Origin of the sequence: Candidatus Palauibacter sp. (genome assembly GCF_965237495.1) — a bacterium.
GTDB lineage: Bacteria > Gemmatimonadota > Gemmatimonadetes > Palauibacterales > Palauibacteraceae > Palauibacter.
Genome location: NZ_OZ250143.1, coordinates 1,578,309 through 1,601,483, shown reverse-complemented (window position 1 = coordinate 1,601,483; position 23,175 = coordinate 1,578,309). Strand labels below are relative to the sequence as shown.

General features: G+C 68.4%; 17 protein-coding genes, 1 tRNA gene and 1 rRNA gene. 14 read left to right on the top strand and 5 right to left on the bottom strand.

Features of this window, described 5'->3' with window-relative positions:
* Positions 1-14: 14 nt before the first annotated feature.
* The 5 genes from hutU to ACPXY0_RS06910 are packed head-to-tail and all read right to left on the bottom strand — an operon-like array spanning position 15 to position 5,754.
* Complete coding sequence (gene hutU, locus ACPXY0_RS06930) at positions 15-1,673, bottom strand: urocanate hydratase (protein WP_423929705.1); 1,659 nt, start codon at positions 1,671-1,673, stop codon at positions 15-17.
* Positions 1,670-2,596 carry a glutamate formimidoyltransferase gene (ftcD, locus tag ACPXY0_RS06925; RefSeq protein ID WP_423930594.1) on the bottom strand — a complete coding sequence of 309 codons (927 nt, stop codon included), beginning with the start codon at positions 2,594-2,596 and terminating at the stop codon, positions 1,670-1,672. The genes hutU and ftcD overlap by 4 nt, the downstream gene beginning before the upstream one ends.
* Positions 2,593-4,227 (bottom strand): histidine ammonia-lyase, encoded by a 1,635-nt coding sequence (hutH, locus tag ACPXY0_RS06920; RefSeq protein ID WP_423929703.1) that lies wholly within the window; start codon positions 4,225-4,227, stop codon positions 2,593-2,595. The genes ftcD and hutH overlap by 4 nt, the downstream gene beginning before the upstream one ends.
* Positions 4,224-5,090: a chlorite dismutase family protein gene (locus ACPXY0_RS06915; RefSeq protein ID WP_423929701.1), complete on the bottom strand. Its 867-nt coding sequence runs from the start codon at positions 5,088-5,090 to the stop codon at positions 4,224-4,226. Before ACPXY0_RS06915 ends, hutH begins: the two co-directional genes overlap by 4 nt.
* Before the next feature lie 52 nt (positions 5,091-5,142).
* The gene (locus ACPXY0_RS06910; RefSeq protein WP_423929699.1) at positions 5,143-5,754 is read right to left on the bottom strand and encodes a TM2 domain-containing protein; all 612 of its coding nucleotides are present in this window, start codon (positions 5,752-5,754) and stop codon (positions 5,143-5,145) included.
* 282 nt (positions 5,755-6,036) lie between these two features.
* On the opposite strand from ACPXY0_RS06910, the gene ACPXY0_RS06905 reads away from it, so the two are divergent.
* The 14 genes from ACPXY0_RS06905 (at position 6,037) to ACPXY0_RS06840 (ending at position 23,169) form a co-directional block, all read left to right on the top strand.
* Positions 6,037-6,110: transfer RNA gene (locus ACPXY0_RS06905), tRNA-His, on the top strand.
* Positions 6,111-6,422: 312 nt separating this feature from the next.
* A 16S ribosomal RNA gene (locus tag ACPXY0_RS06900) occupies positions 6,423-7,981 on the top strand.
* A gap of 110 nt (positions 7,982-8,091) precedes the next feature.
* Positions 8,092-8,997, top strand: coding sequence for a GTPase Era (gene era, locus ACPXY0_RS06895; RefSeq protein ID WP_423929697.1), 906 nt, complete (start codon positions 8,092-8,094; stop codon positions 8,995-8,997).
* Positions 8,997-9,170, top strand: coding sequence for a Trm112 family protein (locus ACPXY0_RS06890; RefSeq protein WP_419935524.1), 174 nt, complete (start codon positions 8,997-8,999; stop codon positions 9,168-9,170). Before era ends, ACPXY0_RS06890 begins: the two co-directional genes overlap by 1 nt.
* Before the next feature lie 59 nt (positions 9,171-9,229).
* Positions 9,230-11,128 (top strand): ribonuclease R, encoded by a 1,899-nt coding sequence (rnr, locus tag ACPXY0_RS06885; RefSeq protein ID WP_423929695.1) that lies wholly within the window; start codon positions 9,230-9,232, stop codon positions 11,126-11,128.
* Between the two features lie 86 nt (positions 11,129-11,214).
* A protein-coding gene (gene prfB / locus ACPXY0_RS06880) for a peptide chain release factor 2 (protein ID WP_423929693.1) occupies positions 11,215-12,325 on the top strand; the annotation gives its coding sequence in 2 pieces (ribosomal slippage) (positions 11,215-11,277 and positions 11,279-12,325; 1,110 coding nt in all).
* Positions 12,322-13,920, top strand: a complete 1,599-nt coding sequence (lysS, locus tag ACPXY0_RS06875; protein WP_423929691.1) for a lysine--tRNA ligase — start codon at positions 12,322-12,324, stop codon at positions 13,918-13,920. Before prfB ends, lysS begins: the two co-directional genes overlap by 4 nt.
* Positions 13,917-15,266 carry an FtsX-like permease family protein gene (locus ACPXY0_RS06870; protein WP_423929689.1) on the top strand — a complete coding sequence of 450 codons (1,350 nt, stop codon included), beginning with the start codon at positions 13,917-13,919 and terminating at the stop codon, positions 15,264-15,266. Before lysS ends, ACPXY0_RS06870 begins: the two co-directional genes overlap by 4 nt.
* Entirely contained in the window at positions 15,263-15,967 is a 705-nt protein-coding gene (locus ACPXY0_RS06865; RefSeq protein ID WP_419941710.1) for an ABC transporter ATP-binding protein, read from the top strand. The genes ACPXY0_RS06870 and ACPXY0_RS06865 overlap by 4 nt, the downstream gene beginning before the upstream one ends.
* Positions 15,968-16,019: 52 nt before the next feature.
* On the top strand, positions 16,020-16,514 hold the full coding sequence (locus tag ACPXY0_RS06860) for a UvrB/UvrC motif-containing protein (RefSeq protein WP_419941709.1): 495 nt from the start codon (positions 16,020-16,022) through the stop codon (positions 16,512-16,514).
* Complete coding sequence (locus tag ACPXY0_RS06855; protein ID WP_419941708.1) at positions 16,511-17,602, top strand: ATP--guanido phosphotransferase; 1,092 nt, start codon at positions 16,511-16,513, stop codon at positions 17,600-17,602. Before ACPXY0_RS06860 ends, ACPXY0_RS06855 begins: the two co-directional genes overlap by 4 nt.
* 7 nt (positions 17,603-17,609) lie before the next feature.
* A complete protein-coding gene (locus ACPXY0_RS06850; RefSeq protein ID WP_423929686.1) occupies positions 17,610-20,096 on the top strand; it encodes an ATP-dependent Clp protease ATP-binding subunit in 2,487 nt (828 codons plus the stop codon).
* Positions 20,093-22,525: an outer membrane protein assembly factor BamA gene (gene bamA, locus ACPXY0_RS06845; RefSeq protein WP_423929684.1), complete on the top strand. Its 2,433-nt coding sequence runs from the start codon at positions 20,093-20,095 to the stop codon at positions 22,523-22,525. Before ACPXY0_RS06850 ends, bamA begins: the two co-directional genes overlap by 4 nt.
* A 32-nt stretch (positions 22,526-22,557) precedes the next feature.
* On the top strand, positions 22,558-23,169 hold the full coding sequence (locus tag ACPXY0_RS06840; protein WP_423929682.1) for an OmpH family outer membrane protein: 612 nt from the start codon (positions 22,558-22,560) through the stop codon (positions 23,167-23,169).
* Positions 23,170-23,175: the final 6 nt, after the last annotated feature.

Below are 23,175 nucleotides of genomic sequence, written 5' to 3'. Positions count from 1 at the left end.
GCGGGCGTCCGGGGCTACTCGAGCATGGGGAGGTCGACCCCGCGCTCCCGGGCCGTCGCGATCGCCTCCGGATAGCCCGCGTCCGCGTGCCGCATCACGCCGGTCCCGGGGTCGGCCGTGAGCACGCGCTCCAGCCGGCGATCGGCCGACGCCGTGCCGTCCGCGACGCAGACCATCCCCGCATGGGTCGAATACCCGATCCCCACGCCGCCCCCGTTATGGATCGAGACCCAGCTCGCGCCGCACGCCGTGTTGAGCATCGCGTTGAGAAGCGGCCAGTCCGCGATCGCGTCCGAACCGTCCCGCATGCCCTCCGTCTCGCGGTTCGGCGACGCGACGGAACCCGTATCCAGGTGATCCCGCCCGATCACGATCGGCGCCTGGACGCGGCCCGTCTTCACGAGCCAGTTGAAGCGTTCCCCCATCTCCGCCCGTTCACCGTATTCGAGCCAGCAGATGCGGGAGGGGAGACCCTGGAAGCGCACCCGTTCGCGCGCCTGCCGAATCCAGCGTCCCAGCGCTTCCTTCTCGGGGAACGTCTCGAGGACGGCTTCGTCCGTCGCCGCGATGTCGGCGGGGTCGCCGGAGAGGGCGACCCAGCGGAAGGGGCCGGCGCCGCGGCAGAAGAGCGGCCGGATGAAGGCGGGGACGAACCCCGGGATTTCGAACGCCTCCGCCATCCCGCGCAGGTCCGCCACCTGTCCGCGCAGGTTGTTCCCGTAGTCGAACGCGATCGAGCCGGCCGCCCGAAGCGCCAGCATGGCCGACATGTGCGCGACCATCGAATCGAGTACCCGCTCCACGTACCCGTCGGGGTCCGAGGCGCTCATGGCCTCGGCCTCCGCGACGGTGAGGCCCGCCGGGATGTAGCCGAGCTGAAGATCGTGCGCGGACGTCTGGTCGGTGAGGACATCCGGCACCACGCCGCGCTCCACGAGGGCCGGCAGCACTTCGGCAATGTTCCCGAGCAGGGCCACGGAAAGCGCCTCGCCCCGGCCCGCGGCACCTGACACCAGATCGAGCGCCTCGTCGAGGTCCCTCACCATGCGGTCGCAGTACCCCGTCTCGAGTCGCCGGCGGATGCGGTCCTCCCGCACCTCCACGCCGAGGAAGGCGCCCCCGTTCATGGTCGCGGCGAGCGGCTGGGCCCCGCCCATGCCGCCCAGCCCCGCGCTCACGACGACCCGCCCGGAGAGCGAGCCGCCGAAGTGCTGCCGCGCCAGTTCGGCGAAGGTCTCGTAGGTGCCCTGCAGGATCCCCTGCGTGCCGATGTAGATCCACGACCCGGCCGTCATCTGCCCGTACATCGTGAGGCCCAGCGCGTCGAGGCGGCGGAACTCGTCCACGCTCCCCCAGCGAGGCACGAGGTGGGCGTTCGCGATCAGGACGCGGGGGGCTTCGTCGTGGGTCCGGAACACCCCCACCGGTTTCCCGCTCTGCACGAGGAGCGTCTCGTCGTTCTCCAGACGCCGCAGCGTCTCGACGATCTTCGCGTAGCACGCCCAATCGCGCGCCGCCTTGCCCGCGCCTCCGTACACGACGAGGTCGTCGGGGCGCTCGGCCACGGCCGGGTCGAGGTTGTTCATCAGCATCCGGAGGGCCGCTTCCTGCTGCCAGCCCTTGCAGGAGAGGGCCGTCCCGCGCGGCGCGTGGATGGGTCCGGCTGGCTTCATTCCGATGCTCCGGTTCCGGTCGACGAGAACTCCAATATCTGATCCCGCGCCAGGTCCGCGTCCAGACGCCGTGGATCGAGGCCGCGCAGCGCTTCGGCCGGTACCGGTCCGATGAACTCCGACCCTGCCGTCGCCACGCCCTCGGCCCGCGCGCCCTCGAGGATCCGATCGTATACCGTCGGGATCGGCGTGACATCATACCGCGTCAGATTGATCGAGACCTGGGTCAGGCCCCGGCGTTCGAGCGAGATTCCGAGCGCCCGGACGTGGGGGAGCCCGCCTCCCGATGCCCGGATGGCCGCCGCGATGCGACGGGCCGGACCCGGATCCCGCGTATCCAGGTTGACATTGAAGCGGACCAGCGGCGCGCGCACCCCCACGACGACGGCTCCCGCGGTGGGATGGGGCGCCGCCGGCCCCAGATCCGGCCTCCATTCCGGTCGGGCCAGCTTCCCGGCCAGGCCCTCGAACTGCCCGGCCCGGATGCGGGGCAGGGAGGCCCGTTCCCCGGAAGCCGCCGAGCGTTCGTAGAAGAAGACCGGAACCCCGCGCGCCGCGGCCCCCTCCCCGAAGCTCCGCGCCGCGGCGAGCGCCTCCGCCTCGGGGCAACCCGGCCCCCGCACGAACGGGACCACGTCCAGCGCGCCGAGCCGGGGGTGCACACCCCGGTGACGTCTCAGGTCGACCGCCTCGTACACCTCGGCCGCGAGGGCCGCCGTGGCCTCGACGACGCCTCCCGGGTCTCCCAGATAGGCGAGGACCATCCGGTGGTGGTCCGGATCCGCCGAGCGGTGGATGAGTGCGACGCCCGCCGTCGCCGCCACCGCCTCCGCGAAACGGGCCATGCGCGTCTCGTCACGGCCCTCGCTCACGTTCGGCTCGCAGAGGAGCCACCCCCGGCTGCGCCGGCTCTCGGGCCTCAGCGGGGTGCCGGAGGCCAGAGCTCGCCCAGTGCGGCGGCCGCCGCCCGCTCCAGTCTCCCGTCCTCGATCGCGACCTCCAGCCGTTCCACGTCGGCCGCCAGCGAACGGTCCGCAACCACGGGGGAGACGCCCGCCCGCACCGCCTCGTAGACGGCGCGCGTCCCCGCCCCCAGGCGCTCATCCCCGCCCGGCCGGAGGTACACGGCCTGCGCCGCGCTCAGCAGTTCGATCGCGAGGACCGCCCGCGTGTTGTCGAGGATCTCGCGCCCGTGTCGGGCCGCGTTCGCCCCCATGCTCACGTGGTCCTCCTGGTTCGCGCTCGTCGGGATCGAGTCGACGGAGTCGGGGTGCGCGAGCGTCTTGTTGTCCGAGACGAGCGCCGCCCCCGTGTACTGGAGCGACATCAACCCGCCGTGAAGCCCCGGCTCGGCCACGAGCATGGCGGGGAGTCCCCCGGAGAGTTCCGGCGTGAGCATGCGAAACACGCGCCGGTCGGAGAGGCTCGCGACATCCGCCATCGCGATGCCCAGCGTGTCGAGCCACAGCGCAGGCCCCGCCCCGTGAAAGTTGCCGCCCGAGAGGACGGCCCCCGGGGCCGACCCCGCCGCCGGGAAGACGAGCGGGTTATCCGACACGGCGTTCAGCGCCCCCTCCACCCGCGCCCACAGGAAGCCCAGCATGTCGTGGACGGGACCCACGATCTGCGGCGTGCACCGGAGGCTGTACGCGTCCTGTACCCTGTCGGGATCGGAATCGACGAGCCCGCTCCCCGCCAGCAGCGCCCGCAGCCGGGCCGCCGTCGCCACCTGGCCGGGCTGGTTGTTCGCCTCGTGCAGCGCCGGATCCAGCGCCGCCGAACAGGCGAGCAGTCCCTCGAAGCTGAGCGCAGCCGCAAGTTCCGCGTGGAGCAGCAGCCGCCTCGCGTCGTGAAGCTGCAGCGCGGCCCCCGCGACCATCATCGCGGTGCCGTTGGTCAGTGCCAGCCCCTCCTTGGCTTCGAGGGCCGGGCGGGCGATCCCGGCCGCCGCCATCGCCGTCGCTCCGTCGGTGCGGCACCCATCGAACCAGGCCTCGCCGCTGAAGGGGTCCGCATCCTCGCCGACGCCCGAGGTCGCGACGGCCGCCATGTGCGCGAGGGGCGCCAGATCGCCGCTTGCGCCCAGCGACCCCTTTCCGGGCACGACGGGCGTCACGCCGCGGTTCAGCATGGCGATCAGCGTGTCGATGATCACCGGCCGCACACCCGACGCCCCCCGGGCGACCGAGTTCGCCCGCGCGAGGAGCATGCCGCGAACCCAGTCTGCGGGCAGAGGCGGCCCCAGCCCCGCCGCGCACTTGAGGATGAGGTTCCACGAAAGCCTCGCCGCGTCGCGCGGCGCGATCCGGGTGCCGGCGAGCGACCCGTAGCCGGTCGTGATGCCGTAGATCCTCTCGCCGGGCCGGGCGAGCGCCTCCAGCACGGTGGCGCGGCTCGCCTCCACCCGTTCCCGGGCCGCGCCCGCGAAGGGCTCCACCCGGGCCCCGTCGCGCGCCACGGCGACGACCTCCGGTATGGTGAGGCGGGAGGAGAGCGCGACGGCCCCCGCCTCCGGGGCCCGGCCCCCTGTCGACCCGCCTTGCTCGCCGCTCATCGGGCGGTCGGGGAGGGAAGCAGTGCCTCGAAGTCTCCGGCGGAGAGGCGTTTGCCGACGAGGAAGGGGCCGAATTCCGCATACTCCGCGCTCGCCGCATCGTAGCGCATTTCGCTGATGATGGCCTTGAACTCGAGTGGATCCGCGGCCCACAGCGTCACCGCCCACTCCCAATCGTCCAGTCCCATCGATCCGCTGATGACCTGGGCGATACGGCCCGCGAAGCGCCGCCCCACCGTTCCGTGCGCGGCCATCAGCGCGGCTCGGTCCTCCAGGGTGAGCGCGTACCAGTTCTGTCCCGGGTTTCGCCGCTTGTCCATCGGGTAGTAGCAGACGTAAGGCATGTGTTCGGATTGCCGTGGTTGAAGGCGACGGCGGACGAACCCCTTCTCGCGTTCCGCGGCCAGCGCTTCACCCAGGGCGTCGTCCCAGGCGGCGCGGTCCATCGGGTCGACGCGGCCGACAAGGTCCCGGGTGAGGGCGTAGAGACCCAGCTCCACTACGGACAGATACTCCTCCCGCACGAGGACGTAGTCGCCCCAGGGGGAGAGCTGCAGCTCGTGTCCGGCCTCGATCAGGCGGTCAAGCGAGTCGCGAAAGTGAAGGACGAGGAAATCGACGCCACCGCCCGCCACGCGGTACACGCCCGACCAGCCCGGCTCGGCATCGGTCGCCCACCTCTCCGCGAGCGTGACGAAGCTCGCCACGGCTCCGCGCGCGTACGCGGGATCCGCGGCCTTGAGCGCCGGCCAGTCCACGCTCAGCGACTGATGGAGGACGTACCAGCCCTCCAGCGAGGCGGGAGGGATCTCGGCGGCCGGAAGGTCCGTACGGGTGTTCCGAGGCATTGTCGGTGTACTCATCGCCGCACGAAGCTGTGGCGGGCCCGCGCCGACGGCAATACCCCCCGGGCTGTCAGTTGAAGGGTCCGGCGAGTCCCGGAAAGCGGTACACGATCACGCCGCTGTCGGCCGCGTTGTCCACGTCCACGTGCCCCTTGACCACCATCTCGCGCAGGACCTCCTCCACCTCCTCGAAGCCGAGCCCCGAGGCCAGCACGCCCTGGGTCACGGTCAGCACCCCCCCGTTCGCCTGGGCGGCCCTGAGCAGGACCTGCTGCCTGTTCTCGGCCGGGGTGAGCTTCCCCCGCGCGCCCGAAGGCTCGGGGCGCGTCCCGAGGCGGCGCGCCTGCCGCGGGTGGAGCAGATAGCCGTCGCGAACGTTCGCCTTCTCCACGAGGCGCTTCATGCGGACCAGATCGAGGAGCTGGCCGACCCCGAACAAGCCGAGCGTCAGCAGCCAGAGGATCCCGGTGCCGTACATGCCGAGGTAGATGCGGTGGATGCCGCCGGCGCCGAGCAGGAAACAACACCACAGGGCGAAGCCGATCCCCGTGTTGTACTTCTCATCGGCTTCGGCGGCGGGCTCCGCCGCCCGGACGGGAAGGGTTGCGAGGGGCACCACGGCGAACGGAGGTACGGCACCCTCCGGCACGCCGCGTTCGGGGTCGTTCGGCTGTTCGGTCATCGCTGGTTTCTACGCGCCGGCGACTGCAATGGGTTTCCTCGCCGAATCACGGGCGGGAAGGGCGCCGGGGGCCGCGTCGCGCCCGCCCGTGGACGACCGGATAGCGCACGTTACCACGGCGGGGGACTTCCCGCACCCCGACCGATCCATGAGGAACGCGCGCGCGCGGCCGGACCAGCGCCCCGCGGCCCCCGAGGCCCGGAACCGCGACTCGCAGGGAACCGGGGTTTCCTCTAGATTGTGCGCCCCGCGCCCCTCGGATTCCGGGGAGCGGGCGCCGCGGTGGGCGTAGCTCAGGTGGTCAGAGCGCCAGGTTGTGGCCCTGGAGGTCGCGGGTTCGAGTCCCGTCGCTCACCCCTCCGCCCCGGCCGGTACGGCGGGCTTGCCGGAACGTCCCGATCGACGTTGACAACGTGCCCGCTGTTGGGTACGCTTCGGGTCCTCGCGGGAGGGCATGTGCCCTTCCGCGACTGCTTTTTGACAAGATGGTGTGAGTGACTTGTGGGCCCGATCGAGAGCCGTGGGCATCACTTCCCGTGGCTCGATGGGAAATCAAAGTGAATTCCGAACGTGAACCCGGACGGTCTCCGGACCCGAAGGGGAGCTTCGCGTTTGACCAGGTATGGAGTACGGACCGGCTTCGGCCGCATGTACTCAACCAGATTCTTCATATGGAGAGTTTGATCCTGGCTCAGGACGAACGCTGGCGGCGTGCCTAACACATGCAAGTCGTGCGAGAACGGTTCTTTCGGGAACCTAGTAGAGCGGCGAACGGGTGAGTAACACGTGAGCGACCTACCCGAAGGTGGGGGATACCTCAGGGAAACCTGGACCAATACCGCGTACAGCGCCGGGAGTGGATACCCGGCGTGAAAGCCGGCCTCTTCTATGCTGGCGCCTTCGGATGGGCTCGCGGCCTATCAGCTTGTTGGTGGGGTAACGGCCCACCAAGGCTATGACGGGTAGCTGACGTGAGAGCGTGATCAGCCACATTGGGACTGAGACACGGCCCAGACTCCTACGGGAGGCAGCAGTGGGGAATATTGCGCAATGGGCGCAAGCTTGACGCAGCGACGCCGCGTGGGGGAGGAAGACTCTAGGGTTGTAAACCCCTGTCAGGTGGGACGAAACTCCTGTCGGATAATACCCGGCAGGCCTGACGGTACCACCAGAGGAAGCTCCGGCTAACTCCGTGCCAGCAGCCGCGGTAATACGGGGGGAGCGAGCGTTGTTCGGAATTACTGGGCGTAAAGGGCGCGTAGGCGGCCTAGTAAGTCGGGTGTGAAATGCCGGGGCTCAACTCCGCGCACTGCACCCGATACTGCCTGGCTAGAGAGAGGTAGAGGCGAGCGGAATTCCCGGTGTAGCGGTGGAATGCGTAGATATCGGGAAGAACATCTGCGGCGAAGGCGGCTCGCTGGGCCTTATCTGACGCTGAAGCGCGAAAGCGTGGGGAGCAAACAGGATTAGATACCCTGGTAGTCCACGCCGTAAACGCTGGGCACTAGGTGTCGGGAGGCTTGGTCCTTTCGGTGCCGCAGCTAACGCATTAAGTGCCCCGCCTGGGGATTACGGCCGCAAGGCTGAAACTCAAAGGAATTGACGGGGGCCCGCACAAGCGGTGGAGCATGTGGTTTAATTCGACGCAACGCGAAGAACCTTACCTGGGCTTGACATGTCGGTAGTACTCCCTCAGAAACGAGGGGGGACCCTTCGGGGAGCCGTCACAGGTGCTGCATGGCTGTCGTCAGCTCGTGTCGTGAGATGTTGGGTTAAGTCCCGCAACGAGCGCAACCCTCGCCCGTAGTTGCCAGCGGATCATGCCGGGGACTCTACGGGGACTGCCGGTGATAAACCGGAGGAAGGTGGGGATGACGTCAAGTCATCATGGCCCTTATGTCCAGGGCGACACACGTGCTACAATGGCCGACACAAAGGGCAGCAATGCCGCGAGGTGGAGCGAATCCCAAAAAGTCGGTCCAAGTTCGGATTGGAGTCTGCAACTCGACTCCATGAAGCCGGAATCGCTAGTAATCGTAGGTCAGCCATACTACGGTGAATACGTTCCCGGGCCTTGTACACACCGCCCGTCAAGCGATGGAAGCTGGGGGTACCCGAAGCCGGTGGCCTAACCTTCGGGAGGGAGCCGTCGAAGGTAAACTCAGTGACTGGCGCTAAGTCGTAACAAGGTAGCCGTAGGGGAACCTGCGGCTGGATCACCTCCTTTCTAGGGAGATGTCCTTTCACACGAAAGGCACACCTGGACCTCTCACAAGTCACTCACCTTCTTGTTCAATACCCCGTCGCCTCCGCTGTCGAGGGTCAGGTTCGTCATCCATGGATGAGTCGAGATTCAGGGCGGGGTTCGTCGCCATCCTCGGTCTTCCCAACGTCGGGAAGTCCACCCTCCTGAATGCCTTTCTGGGTGAACGGCTCAGCATCGTGACGCCGAAAGCGCAGACGACGCAGCGCCGTCTGCTCGGCATCTGCTCGGGGCCATCCTATCAGGCGCTGTTCATCGACACGCCGGGCCTCCTGGAGCCGCGCGACCCGCTGCAGAAATCGATGCGCGCGGAGGCGATGTCGACGCTGGACGACGCGGATGTCGTCCTGGCCGTCGTCGATGTCGGTTTTGGACCCAGCATCGAGTGGGTCGAGTCCTTCCCGGCGCCCGTGGATCGTCCCGCATTGCTGTGCCTCAACAAAGTGGACCGCATCTCCCCCACCGAGGGCGAGCGCCTCGCGGCGGGCTGGAGCGGGCGAGGCTGGGCGGGCGTGCACCGCACGAGTGCGGACCGGGGAGAGGGCGTGCAGCGGATGCTGGACGCCATCGTCGACCTCCTACCGGAATCGCCGCCGCTGTATCCGGTGGACGAGCTTTCGAACGCCCCCGTCCGCGACTTCGTGGGGGAGATGATCCGGGAGACGTGCCTGGAGGAGCTGTCCGAGGAGGTGCCGTACGCCGTGGCCATCCGGGTCGAGCAGTTCCGGGAGCGCGGCGGAGACCGCCCGACGTACATCGAGGCGCGGGTGTTCGTGGAACGGGAGTCCCAGAAGGGGATCGTGGTAGGGGCGGGGGGCAGGACGATCCGGAAGATCGGTATGCGATCCCGCGAGAAGATCGAGCGCTTCCTCGAGCGACGGGTCTTTCTCGAGCTTCGCGTGAAGGTTCTCCCCAACTGGCGAAGGAAAACGAACCACCTTAGGCTGCTCGGATTCCGGGTTCCCTCGGAGGAGACGTAATGCCGCTCGACGCAACGCTGCTGGAGATTCTCGCCTGCCCGAAATGCAAGGGTGAGCTGGAGTACAGGGTGGCGGGGGGTGAGGAGGCCCTCCTCTGTCACGCCTGCCGCCTGAGATACGAGGTTGACGACGGCATCCCGATCATGCTGATCGACGAGGCGAAACCTCTCTGACCCCCCGTAGAGGCTGCGGGGACCGGCATCGCCGGTCCTCCCGCCCCGGCCCCGGTCTCGTGATCGGGCGGCTGCAGAAGATCGACAGCGGGGCCGGTTTCGTCATCCCCGAGGAGGGGGAGGAGGATGTCTTCGTCCGTGCCCGCGACCTTGGCACGGCCGTGCACGGCGACCGGGTCGCGGTGAGGATCGAGCACCGTGCGCGGCGCGGCCTCCGGGGCAGGATCGTCGAGGTACTCGAGCGCGGACGGTCGCGTCTGGTCGGCGTGTTCCGCCGACAGCGCGGGCACGGGTGGCTGGACGTCACCGAGCCCCGGCTCGATCTCCGCGTCTTCATCCCCGACCGCGATCGCGGGCAAGCCGCGGACGGTGACCTCGCGGTCGTCGACGTGACGGACTGGGGTGACGAGGGGCCGGGACCGGCGGGCCGCGTCGCGCGCGTCCTGGGCCGCCCCGGCGAGCCGGGCGTCGACGTACTCGCGATCCAGGTCGGGTATGGCCTCTCCGATGTGTTTCCGGCCGAAGTCGAAGGGGCGGCCGGGGCGCTGCGGGCGCGAGGGGTCGGGCCCGCGGAACTCGAGGGCCGCGAGGACTGCCGCGACGACCGCGTGTTCACGATCGATCCCATCGACGCCCGCGATCACGACGATGCACTCTCCATCGAGCGGCTCGACGGGGGCGGGGCCCGGATCGGGGTCTACATCGCGGACGTGTCCCATTACGTCCGCGAGGGGGACGCGCTGGATGCCGAGGCCTGGGAACGCGGGACGAGCGTCTATCTCGTCGACCGCGTGATTCCGATGCTCCCGCATGGGCTGTCGAGCGACCTCTGCTCTCTGGTGCCCGGGGAGGACCGCCTGACCCTGGCGGCCTTCCTGGAGGTCGACGCGGGGGGATCGGTTACGCGCATACAATTCGTCAGGGCCGTCATCCGGAGCGCGCACCGACTCGCCTACGAGGAAGCGCAGGAGATCCTCGACGGCCGGTACTCCGCGGCCGCCCGCGCGGATCCCGGGTTGCGCGACGACCTGCGAGCGCTGCTCCGGGTGGCCCGGGCGTTTCGAGAGCGGCGGAGGGCGCGCGGCAGCCTCGACTTCGAGCTGCCGGAAGCGCATGTCGTGCTCGACGACGAGGGGGCTCCGATCGATGTCCGGCGGCGGGAACGGCTCGCCTCCCACATGCTCGTTGAAGACCTCATGATCGCGACGAATGAGGCGGTGGCGCGCTGGGCGATCGAGGAGGGCGTGCCGGTGCCGTATCGCATCCACGAGGAGCCGAACGAGGAGAAGCTCGAGACGCTCCGGCTCCTCGCCGACGAGTTCGGGCTCTCGTTCCCGGGCAGGAATCCGCGCCCTCGCGATTTCCAGCGGCTCCTCGACGCGGCGAAGGGGCGGGTAGAGGAATCGGTCATCTCGCTGCAGGTGCTCAAGAGCCTCGCGAAGGCGCGCTATTCCGCCGGCAACGAGGGGCACTTCGGCCTCGCATCCTCGGCCTACCTTCACTTCACCTCGCCGATCCGCCGCTACCCTGATCTCCTCGTGCACCGGCAGTTGTCCCGCTGGCTCGCCGACCCGGGTTCGGCGCGAAGGCTGAGGCGGGAGGCGCTCGAGGCCACGGCGCGGCACGCGTCGGCGCGCGAGGAACACGCCGTGCGGGCGGAGCGGGATTCCGTCGACCTGAAGAAGGTCGAGTTCATGGAACGGCACCTGGGGGACCACTTCGCGGGCACGATCAGCGGGATCGCCCGCTTCGGGCTCTTCGTCCGGCTCGAGGCGTACGACATCGAGGGGGTTGTCCACGTGAGCAACCTCCCGGGCGACTACTACGTCCCCGACGCGACGAGGCGTGTGCTCAGGGGCCGCCGCACCCGGAAGACGTACCGGCTCGGCGACGCCGCCGAGGTCCGGGTGGCCCGCGTGGATCGGGAGGCGAGAAGAATAGACTTCGACCTCGTGTGAAAGTTCGACTTCCGCAGGGTAACGTGGTCTATTATGGGCCCGTTGATCATGTGAATCGCGACGTGCGGAGGGGCGGACCAGGAAGAATGGAACTCGCGAAACAGAAGGAGCGCGCGGAGGCGCTTCGGGGCCGGCTCGATGAGCTACGGGGGTATCTTTGAGATTCCCGGGAAGCTGAGCCGCATCGCCGAACTCGAGAAGAGGATGACGGCTCCGGGTTTCTGGAACGACCACGATGGGGCGAGGGAGGTCATCGGCGAGGCGAACCGCCTGCGGAGCTGGACGCGCCCCTGGGACTCCTGCTCGTCGCGCGTGGACGACCTGCTCGAGATGGCGGCCCTGCTCGATGAGGAGGACGACGCGGAGCTGGCTGCGGAACTCGCGTCGGGACTCGCCGCGGCCGAGAGGGAAGTGGCCGAACTGGAGTCGCGCAACATGCTGCGCGGTGAGCACGCGCACCGCAGCGCGCTCGTCACGATCAATCCGGGCGCCGGCGGCACGGAGTCGCAGGACTGGGCCCAGATGCTGATGCGGATGTACATGCGCTGGGCCGAGCAACACGACTACGGCGTCGAAGTCATGGACCTCCTCCCGGCCGAGGAGGGGGGGATAAAGTCGGCCACGCTCGACATCGATGGCCAGTTCGCCTACGGCTACCTCTCGGCCGAGCGCGGCGTGCATCGGCTCGTGCGGATCTCTCCCTTCGACTCCCAGGGGCGTCGCCACACCTCCTTCGCCTCGGTCTTCGTGTACCCCGTCGTGGACGACGACATCGAGGTCTCGATCAACGAGGATGAACTCCGGATCGATACCTTCCGGGCGTCGGGCGCCGGTGGCCAGCACGTGAACAAGACGGATTCCGCCGTGCGCATCACCCACGTCCCGACGGGCATCGTCGTCGCGTGCCAGCAGGAACGCAGCCAGCACAAGAACAAGTCCAAGGCCATGAAGATGCTTCAGGCCGCGCTCTACCAGCGCGCCGTCGAGGAGCGGGAGGCGCGGCGGGCGGAGCTGGAGGGCTCGAAGACGAAGATCGAGTGGGGACGGCAGATCCGGTCCTACGTCCTGCAGCCCTACAAGATGGTGAAGGACCACCGGACGAACCTCGAGATCGGCAACGTGGACGCCGTACTCGACGGGGAGATCGATGGCCTCATCCAGGCTTTCCTGCGCGAGTCGGGGAGAACGGCCGGGTGACCTGCTCCTGCTGCGGCGCCGCTCCGCCCGGACTCCGCGACGGCCTCTGCCTCACCTGCTGGTATACCTCCGCCGACCGGCCGAAGCCGGTGAGGGACCGCTTCGAGAAGCTGGCCCGCCTGCGCGACCTGGGAATCGAGCCCTACGGGTACGCCTTCGACCGCTCGCACGAACTGCGCGAGGCGTACGCGGCGTTCGAACAGATGGAATCGGAGACGAGCGAGCCGGCGGAACTCGGAGGCATGCGGGTGGCGGGCCGGATTCTCTCCTACAGGGACCTCGGCGGGAGCGCCTTCGCCCACATCGGCGACCGCGATGGACGGCTGCAGATCCACCTCCGGCGCAACCTCCTCGGCGAGACGGGATCGGCCCTCATGGACCTGCTCGACCTCGGGGACTGGGTCGGCGTCGAGGGGACCGTCTTCCGGACGCGGCGCGGCGAAGTCACGGTGCGCGCGGAATCGCTGACCCTCCTCGCGAAGACGCTCCGCCCGCTCCCGTTCGGGAAGGAAGAGATGAGGGACGATGGCCGGCGCATCGTCCACAGCGGCTTCGGCGACCAGGCCGCTCGCTACCGTCAGCGCTACGCCGACCTCGCCGTGAACCCGGAGGTGCGGGAGGTGTTCCGGATCCGGAGCCGGCTCGTCACCGCGTTCCGAAACTGGCTCGACGCGCGCGGCTTCCTCGAGGTCGAGACGCCGATTCTTCAACCCCTGTACGGCGGGGCGCTGGCCCGTCCCTTCTCGACGCACCACCACCGGCTCGACCGGCGGATGTTCCTGCGCATCGCGGATGAACTCTATCTGAAGCGCCTCATCGTGGGGAACCTCGACCGCGTGTACGAGATCGGCCACGACTTCCGCAACGAGGGGATCGACCGCACGCACAACCCCGAGTTCACGATGCTCGAGCTGTATTCCGCCTTCGCGGATTACGAGGACGTGATGCGGCTCACCGAGACGATGATCAGCGACGTGGCGGGGGAGGTGATGGGGACGACCCGCTTCGCATACGACGGCGTCGAGGTGGACCTCACCCCGCCGTGGGGCCGGGTCCGCTGGGATGAGGCCTTCGCCGAAGCCTCGGGGCTCGACCTCCATACCGCTGCGGACGACGAACTCCGGAGACTCGCGGAACGGCGGGGACGCGCCGACGCGGAGGATCTCTCCCGGGTCCAGCTCCTCGACGCGCTCTTCTCGGATCTGGTGGAGGACCGGATCACGGATCCCGTCTTCGTGTACGGTCACCCGATCGAGATGAGCCCGCTCGCGAAGCCGAAGCGGGGCGAGCCGGCGCTGGCCGAGCGCTTCGAGGCGATCGTGTGCGGCTTCGAACTGGTGAACGCCTTCAGCGAACTCAACGACCCGATCGACCAGTGGAACCGCTTCGCGGCGCAGCAGAGGCTCCGGGATGCGGGCGACCAGGAGGCGATGGAGATCGACGAGGACTACGTGAGGGCGCTCGAGTACGGGCTCCCCCCGACCGGTGGGTTCGGGCTCGGGATCGACCGGCTCGTGATGCTGATGACCGGGCAGACCTCGATCCGTGACGTCGTGCTCTTCCCGATGCTCCGGCCCGAGGAGGGAGCGTCGTGAGGGACGGCCGCGGCCGCTTCGAGCGGTTCATCGCGCGGCGCTACCTGCGCGGCACGGGGCGGCGCCTCTCGGTCGTGAGTGCCCTGCGAACCCTGGGGCGGTTCGCGCGGCGACCCTGGCGTCCTCTGGCCGGCGGCCGGTCCGCGGACGCGCGGGACGCCAGGCTGGTGGCCTTCATCTCGAGTCTCGCCGTGGGCGGGGTGGCCGTGGGCGTCATGGCCCTGATCGTGGTGATCGGCGTGCTCAACGGCCTGCAGGAGAGCCTCCGGGACCGGATCCTCAGCGGCGGCCCCCACGCGCACGTGATGGAGTTCGAGAGCAGCTTCAGCATGGACGACTGGAGGACGGTCCTCGACCGCGTGCGGAGCGACGCCGATGTGGTGGCGGCCTCTCCCTTCGTGTTCAACAAGATCCTGCTCAACGCGGGCGACAACTACAACGAGGCGATCGTGCTGCGCGGGATCACGGACGATCCGTCGGGAACACGCATCGCCGGGCTCCTGGAGCACCTCGTGATCGGACGTGCGCCCTTCGGCCCGACCGAGTCGGGGGACCCGGGGATCGTCGTGGGCCGGGGGCTCGCGCAGCAGCTCGGGCTCTACGAGGGCAAACCCGTCGTCGCCGCATCCCTCCGGAACACGCCGCTGTCGGGGATCGGTTTCTCGCCGGCCCTCAAGCGCTTCGAGGTCACCGGCATCTTCCAGACCGGGCTCTACCAGTACGATGACGAGCTCGCCATGGTCCCCCTCGAGGAGGCGCAGGAACTCCTCGGGCTGGGCGATGCGGTGACCGGCATCGAGTTCGACGTGGGCGACCCCTGGAAGGCTTCGGAGGTGTCGGAGCGGATCGAGGAAGGGCTCGGCTGGCCGTACCGGGTCCAGGGCTGGCAGGAGCTCAACGGCAGCCTCTTCTCGGCGCTGCGGCTGGAGAAGATCGGGATGGCCGTCGTGCTCGTCCTCATCGTCCTCGTCGCCTCCTTCAACATCGTCTCGACGCTCGTGATGATGGTCGCCGACCGCACGCGCGAGATCGGCATCCTGCGCTCGATGGGCGTCACGTCGCGCGGTGTGGGGAAGGTGTTCACGAACATGGGACTCTTCATCGGCGTCGTGGGCACCACGATCGGGGGCACGCTGGGGGCGATTCTCGCCTGGGTGCTGAGCCGCTACGAGTTCATCACGCTCCCGAGCGACGTATATTTCATCGACCGGCTCCCCATCTCGCTGGCACCGCTCGATGTCACGCTGATCGTGGTGGGATCCGTGCTGATCTCCTATCTGGCCACGATTTACCCGGCGCGGAAGGCCGCCGCGCTGACGCCGGTCGACGCGATCAGGCACGAGTGAGAGCGAAGACGCCGGACGGCGCCCCCGCCGCCGTCGAGGCTCGAGGGCTGGCGCGTACCTTCCCGAGCCCGGATGGGGGCCTCATCCCCGTCCTGCGCGGGATCGACCTGGCGGTGGCTCCCGGGGATTCGGCCGCCATCGTCGGCCCCAGTGGGTCCGGGAAGTCCACGCTGCTACATTTGCTCGGTGCCCTCGACCGGCCGACCCGGGGCGATGTATGGCTGGGGGGCGAGCAGGTGTCGGAACTCGAGCAGGAACGGCTGGCCGAACTGAGGAACCGGTTCGTCGGATTCGTGTTCCAGTTTCATCACCTGCTGCGCGACTTCACGGCGCTGGAGAACGTGATGCTTCCGCGGCTCATCGCGGGCTCGCCGCGCGAGGAAGCCGCGGATCGAGCGGCGGCGCTGCTGGAGCAGGTGGGGCTGGCGGACCGGGCGAGCCACCGGCCGCGCCGGCTTTCCGGGGGCGAGCAGCAGCGGGTGGCCGTGGCCCGAGCGCTCGCCAACGCGCCTCCGCTCGTGCTGGCAGACGAGCCGTCCGGCAACCTCGACGCCGAGGCCACGCTGCGGTTGCACGACCTGCTGTTCGAGATGATCGACCGGCACGGAGCCGCGCTGGTCGTCGTTACGCACAGCCGTGAACTGGCCGGGCGGGCGGCGCGCGTGCTGCGCCTCGAGGGAGGCGAACTTTTCGTCGTATGATGGGACCGCCCGCTGCCCCGGGCTGCCAAGGCGGCGGAATGGAGGGGTGACGATGGACTGCGAGAATTGTGGAGAGCGGAAGGCGAAGATCACGCTCACGGAGATCGAGAACAACGATATGCGGACCCTCAACCTCTGTTCCACCTGCGCCACGCTCAAGGGCGTTTCGATCGGAGGCGGGTCGCCGCCGATGGCGGACCTCCTGGCGCACCTCGGCGGGACGGCGGGGAACGCGCTGTTGGACGCCGGCGGCGAAGCCTGCGAGTACTGCGGGACGGGCGCCGCCGACTTCCGGAAGTCGGGAAGGCTCGGCTGTCCCCAGTGCTACGCGCAGTTCAGCCGGCAACTTCGGGCTTTGCTGCGCCGTGTGCACGGTTCGTCACAGCACATGGGAAAGGTGTACGTGAGTACCGCGCCCGAGACCGACCCGGAGCAGGTGCGCCTCTCCGCCCTCAAGCGCCGACTCGAGCGCGCGGTGGAACTCGAGGATTTCGAATCGGCGGCCGACCTCCGGGACGAAATCCACGCCCTGACCGAGGCCCCATGACCCGCATCGTGCGCACGGATCCGCCCATCGAGGAGCAGGGCCTCGGCTGGATCGAGGAGGGCGGCCCCGACAGCGAGATCGTCGTATCGAGCCGCGTGAGGCTGGCTCGCAACCTCCAGGGGTACCCCTTCGCGTCGCACGCGACCGACGACGAGCGCGAAACCCTGTTCGAGAAGGCCTGTGCCGCCGCCGCGGCCGCGGGCGTCCTGGACGATGTCGACGTGTGGGAGATCTCCCGGCTCGAACCCCGGGATCGCCTGCTGCTCCTCGAGCGGCGTCTCGTGAGCAGGGAGTTGATCGACGGGCCCGGCGGCGGTCCCCGGCGTGGCGCGGGCCTCGCCCTCGCGCGAACGCGCGCGTTCGGGCTCATGGTCAACGAAGAGGATCACCTGCGGCTGCAGACGCTCCGGGGCGGCCTTCAGCTCACCGCGGCCTGGCGTGACGTCGACCAGCTGGACGAGGCGATCGGCGCGCGGCTTCCGTACGCCTTTCACCACGAGTTCGGCTTCCTCACATCCTGTCCCACGAACGTCGGAACCGGCCTGCGCGCGTCCGTCTTCATCCACCTCCCCGGCCTCGTCCTCACGCGTCAGATCCGGAAGGTCCTGGAAGGGATGGGGCAACTTGGCGTCACCTACCGTGGTCTATACGGAGAAGGGTCGAAGATCGTGGGGAACTTCTTCCAGATCTCGAACCAGACGACGCTGGGCAAGACGGAAGAGGACCTGATCGATCAACTCTCACTCCTCGTCGGCCGCGTGATCGGATACGAGAAGCAGGCGCGTGCGGTCCTCCTGCGGGAAGCGCCGAACGTGCTCGAGGACAAGGTCTGGCGGGCGTACGGGCTCCTGCGCCACGCGAGAAGCCTGCCGTTCGAGGAGATGATGAACCTCCTTTCCGGCGTACGGCTCGGTGTCTCGCTGAAACTTCTGAAGAAACCTCGTGTAGACGTGATCAGCCGCATCATGATCCACGCCCAGACCGCGCACCTCGCGCGTGCAGCCGGGCGCCGGCTCGACGAAACGGATGCGGACGCGTTCCGAGCGAGGTACGTTCGAAGAGCCCTGAAACGCGTAGACGCCACTTGAGGCTCGGATGAACTACAACTTCACCGACCGCGTTCGGAAGGTGCTCGCGATGGCGCGCGAAGAGGCGATCCGCCTCAAGCACGACTACGTGGGGACCGAACACATCCTGCTCGGCCTCATCCGTGAGGGGGAGGGCGTCGCCGCGGCGGTGCTCGCCAACCTCGCGGCGGACCTGGACGAGTTGAGCAAGCTCGTTGAGGAGAACGTCCGCCCCGGGAAGACCGCTTCATCCATCGGCGAACTTCCCTACACGACGCGCGCCAAGAAGGTGCTCGAGCACGCGATGGCCGAGGCGAAGGAACTCAATCACAGCTACGTGGGCACGGAGCACCTTCTGCTCGGTCTCCTGAGGCAGGAGAAGGGTCTGGCGGCCCGGGTCCTCGGTGAAGCCGGCATCGGTCTGGACAGCGCTCGCACCGAGACGCTCAAGCTCCTGGGCACCGATATGCCGGCCGGGGGCACGTCGACGGCGGCCTCGGTGACAGACCCGGCCAGCAAGGGCACCAAGGGCGAACGGAAGTCCAAGACGCCGGCGCTCGACCACTTCTGCCGCGACCTCACGGAACTCGCGAGGCAGGGAAAGCTCGATCCCACGATCGGCAGGCTGGGCGAGATCGAGCGCATGATGGAGGTGCTCTCGCGACGCAAGAAGAACAATCCCGTGCTCATCGGGGAACCGGGGGTCGGGAAGACCGCGATCGTCGAGGGCCTCGCCCAGGCGATCGTGCGCGGCGACGTGCCCGACAGCCTCAAGCGGCATCGCGTGCTGGCGCTCGACATGGCGGCGGTGATCGCGGGGACGAAGTACCGGGGACAGTTCGAGGAACGGCTCAAGGCGATCGTCAACGAGACGTCCCAGGCCCGCAGCGTCATGCTGTTCATCGACGAGTTGCACACGCTCGTGGGCGCCGGCGCCGCCGAGGGCGCGATCGACGCCTCGAGCATGCTCAAACCCGCCCTCGCCCGGGGCGAACTCCAGTGCGTGGGCGCCTCCACGCTCAACGAGTACCGCAAGTACATCGAGAAGGACGGGGCGCTGGAGCGTCGCTTCCAGACCGTGATCGTCGAGGCGCCGACGATCGACGAGACGTTCGAGATCCTCCAGGGCCTGCGGAAGTACTACGAGGACCACCACAAGGTCGAGATGCCTGACGCGTCGCTTCTCGCGGCCGCCCGGCTGGCCGAGCGCTACATCACGGATCGCTTCCTCCCGGACAAGGCGATCGACGTGATCGACGAAGCCGGCGCCCGCTTGAGACTCGCGGCGCAGGTGCCGCCCGCCGAGATGAAGGAGTTCCAGACGAAGCTCGAGGAACTCGCCATGTGGAAGGACGCCGCGATCAGCGACCAGGACTTCGAGCGCGCGGCCTACCTGCGCGACCGCGAGAAGGAGATCCAGGAAGAGATCAAGCGCCGGCGGGACGAATGGGAGCGCACGCAGGCCGAGTTCCGTCCCACCGTCGGGGAAGACGAAATCGCTTTCATCGTCGGGCGGTGGACGGGAATCCCCGTGACGCGGCTGAAGGAGGCCGAGACGGAGCGCCTGCTTCGCATGGAGGACGAGCTCCACGAGAGCGTCGTCGGCCAGGATGAAGCGATCGAGGCCGTCAGCCGCGCGATCCGGCGCGGTCGTGCCGGCCTCAAGGACCCGAACCGCCCCATCGGCAGCTTCATCTTCTGCGGACCGACCGGGGTCGGGAAGACCGAACTCGCCCGCGCGCTGGCACGATTTCTGTTCGCGGACGACTCCGCGCTCGTGCGGGTGGACATGTCGGAGTACATGGAGAAGTTCTCCGTCAGCCGGCTCATCGGCGCCCCCCCCGGCTACGTCGGATACGAGGATTCGGGCTCGCTGACCAAGACGATCCGCAGACGTCCATACAGCGTGGTCCTGCTCGACGAGATCGAGAAGGCGCACCCGGACGTGTTCAACATCCTCCTCCAGGTCCTCGACGAAGGCCGCCTCACCGACAACTACGGTCGTGTGATCGATTTCAAGAACACCGTCGTCATCATGACCTCGAACGTGGGGAGCCGGGACATCGGCACCTCCACCCGCGTGGGCTTCACCGACGACTCCCCCGGGTTCGACTACGGCCGGATCAAGGACCGGGTCTCGGACGAGATCAACCGCGTCTTCACCCCGGAGTTCCTGAACCGCGTGGGAGAGACGATCGTCTTCCATCCGCTGAGCAAGGAACAGCTGGGCAAGATCGTCCACATCCAGCTCCGCGAGGTCCAGAAGCGCCTCGCGGAGGAGGGCCTCAGCCTCGACCTGAGCGATGCGGCCGTCCGTTTCCTCGTCGACCGAGGCTACGACGAGAAGTTCGGCGCGCGGCCCCTCAAGCGGACGATCCAGCGACATGTCGAGGACGCTCTCTCGGAGCGGATCCTGATGGCCGATTTCGAGGCCGGAGACCGGATCTCGGTGGACGTCACCGCCGACGAGGACGCCCTCGTGTTCGGCGCGCCCACACCGTCCTCGGCGACATGAATTGGCGCCCGCCGCCCGCCGGCATGACGAGCGGGCTGGCGCTGCTCGGGGCGCTCCTCACCGCCGGCGGGGCCGAGCCCGGCGCCGCGCAGGAGACGAATCTCGACCAGTTCTCCGTCCGGGTCGACTCGGTCGTGGTCGTCGGGAACCGGCGACACACGGCGAACGTCATCATCACCCGCAGCGGCCTGCGCCCGGGCAACATCGTCCGCCAGCCGCAGATCCAGGACGCGATCCGGCGCCTGTTCAGTTCGGGGGATTTCTCGGACGTCGTCGTCGGCGTGACGGATTCCGCGGACCCGGAGCAGGGCGTGTTCTACATCGGCGTCGAGGAGCGGCCCTACATCACGCAGTACGTATTCCGGGGGCTGGAGAGGGTCGGTGAGGACGTCATCCGCGACACGGTCGGCCTCGCGCACAACAGTCCGCTGGATCCGCACAGGATCTCGCTTGCGCGCGCCACCATGCTCGAACTCCTCTCGAACGAGGGGTTCCCGACGGCGAGCGTGGACACGCTCATTCGCCCCGACCCGGCCTTTCCTCCGGATTTCCTCGTCGTGTTCGCTGTCGACGAAGGCCCGCGACTCGGCGTCACCGCGATCACCTTCGAGGGGAACGACGCCTTCTCGGACGCCGAATTGCGCGCGGCGATGGCGACGGATGAGGAGGGGTTCTTCTGGTTCGATTCGGGAGAGCTCAAGAGGAACGAGTTCCGGCGCGACCTGACCGAGCGGCTGCCGCAATTCTACGCCTCGAACGGTTATCTCGACTTCGAGGTCCTCGGGGATACGATCATCTCGGACCGCTTGACCGGAAAGGGGCGCATCCAGATCCGGGTGCGCGAGGGGGAACAGTACCTTCTCGAGGACCTGCGGATCACCGGGAACCGGGCCTTCCCGCTCGCGGCCATCGAGCCGATCGTACGTCGCGGCCAGCCCCGGCCCCGGGACGGCGAAGCCGAGCCCCCGTTCAACTTCACGGCCTTCTACGCCTCGCCGGGCGATCTCGGGGACATGTACCGGAACAACGGCTACCTCTCCTCGCGGATCACACCGGACGTGCGTCGCGTCGCGGTGACCGAAGGCGAGCAGCCGCGAGTCACGGCCCACCTCTTCATCGACGAGGGCCCCCGCAGCTACATCCGGGAGATCTCGATCGAGGGGAACACGGCCACTCACGACCGGGTGATCCGCAACCGCCTCTACATCTTCCCCGGCGACGTGTACTCGCAGGAACGCCTGATCCAGTCGTTCCAGGCGATTCAGGGGCTGAACTTCTTCGAGCCGCTTCCACCGGACGAGGCGATCAACATCCGCCCGCGCCCGGACGGGGACATCGACATCTCGCTTCGGGTCCAGGAGAAGCAGACGGGGACGATGAATTTCGGGATCACCGCCTCGGGATTCACCGGCCTCGCGGGGTTTATCGGATATTCGCAGCCCAACCTGTTCGGGCTCGCGAAGACGGGAGGTTTCCGCTGGATCTTCGGGCGCCGGCAGCAGGATCTCGACATCAGCTATTCCGATCCGGAGGTGCTCGGGAGCCATTATTCAGGAATGATTTCGCTGCGGAATTCGAGAGACCAGTTCACCGGGTTCAGCCTCGGCGACCGCCGCCAGACGGGCGGCCTCACGGAGGTCGGCACGCCGATCTTCGGGCTGCGGTCGACGCGCGTGTTCATGGGCTACTCGCTCTTTGACGACGAGGTGCGGGGGCTCGATACGACGAACGTGATCGGGCGGCGCTTCTCGCTCTTCTCCGGAACCCGCTCGGCGCTCTCCTGGCGTCTCGTCCAGGACAGCCGGAACAACCCGATCTTCCCGACGAGCGGGGCCCGGAACCAGTTCGCGTTCCGCCAGACGGGCGGCATCCTGGGGGGGGACGGGAACTATCAGAAGATCGACCTCACGAGTGAGTGGTTCGTCCCCGTGGGCCGGATCGGCGGCGGGCCGGGAAGCACGAGCCCACCCATCGAGCTCACCTTCGGCCTCAGCTTCGAGACGGGCCTCATCCTGGGCCGGAATCCGTTCTTCACGGAGCGGTACTACGTCGGGGGCACCCAGGCGGGCATCCAGTTACGAGGGTACGATGAGGCATCCGTCACGCCGGCCGGACACATCCCCGACGACGCGCCGTTCAGCGATCTCGACCGGGTGGGGGAATCCTTCTTCCGTACGGGCGTGACTTTCGGGATCAAGCTCACGAGCAACATCTTCACCAGCGCTTTCCTGGATGCGGGGAACGTGTGGCTGGACGCGAGCCAGCTGAACCCGACGGACCTGCTCGTGGGAGCGGGGATCGGGGCGAGCCTGGTGACACCGTTCGGACCGCTGGGGCTCGACTACGCATACGGCTTCGACCGCCGGGATGTGCTGGGGCGGCCGAATCCGGGTTGGCAACTGCACTTCAAGTTCGGACGTGTGTTCTGAACCGGGAAGAGATACGAAAAGGGATATTTGATATGCACTGGATCCACAGGGGTGCGGGCGCCGGGCTGGGCCGCGCGCTGGCGCTCGGCGTGCTGGCCGCGGCGCCTCTTGCGGCGCAGGAACAGGCGGGGGCGGCGTCCCTGCCGGAGGCCGCCCCGCTTCCCCCGCAGGGGACGCCCGTCGTGTTCGTGAACACGACGGCGATCCTCCCCGTCGCGCCTGGCGCCGATTCGGCGGCGGTCGCGTACGAGCGCATTTCCGCCGAGTTCGACAGCGAGCTTCAATCCTTCGCGGTGGAGATCGACTCCCTGATCGCGGCGTACCAGCAGCAGCAGTCGTTGCTCGACCCGGCGGGACGCCAGCAAAAGGAGCAGGAGATCCGCGACAGGCAGCAGCAGGCCGCGACGAGACAGCAGGAAATGCAGGTGGAGCTGGATCGGCGCCGCGCGGAACTCCTGGCGCCGATTCTCGAACGGGTGACCGCCGTGATCGACGAAATCCGCGCCGAGTGGAGCTACTCGATCGTGCTCGACATGACCGAGTCCGGCGTGGTGGCGGCGGACGCCACGCTCGACATCACCCACGCCGTGCTCGAGCGTCTCGGGATCGACCCCGGCGGCGCCGCCTCAACGTCCGGCGGCTAGCGGGCC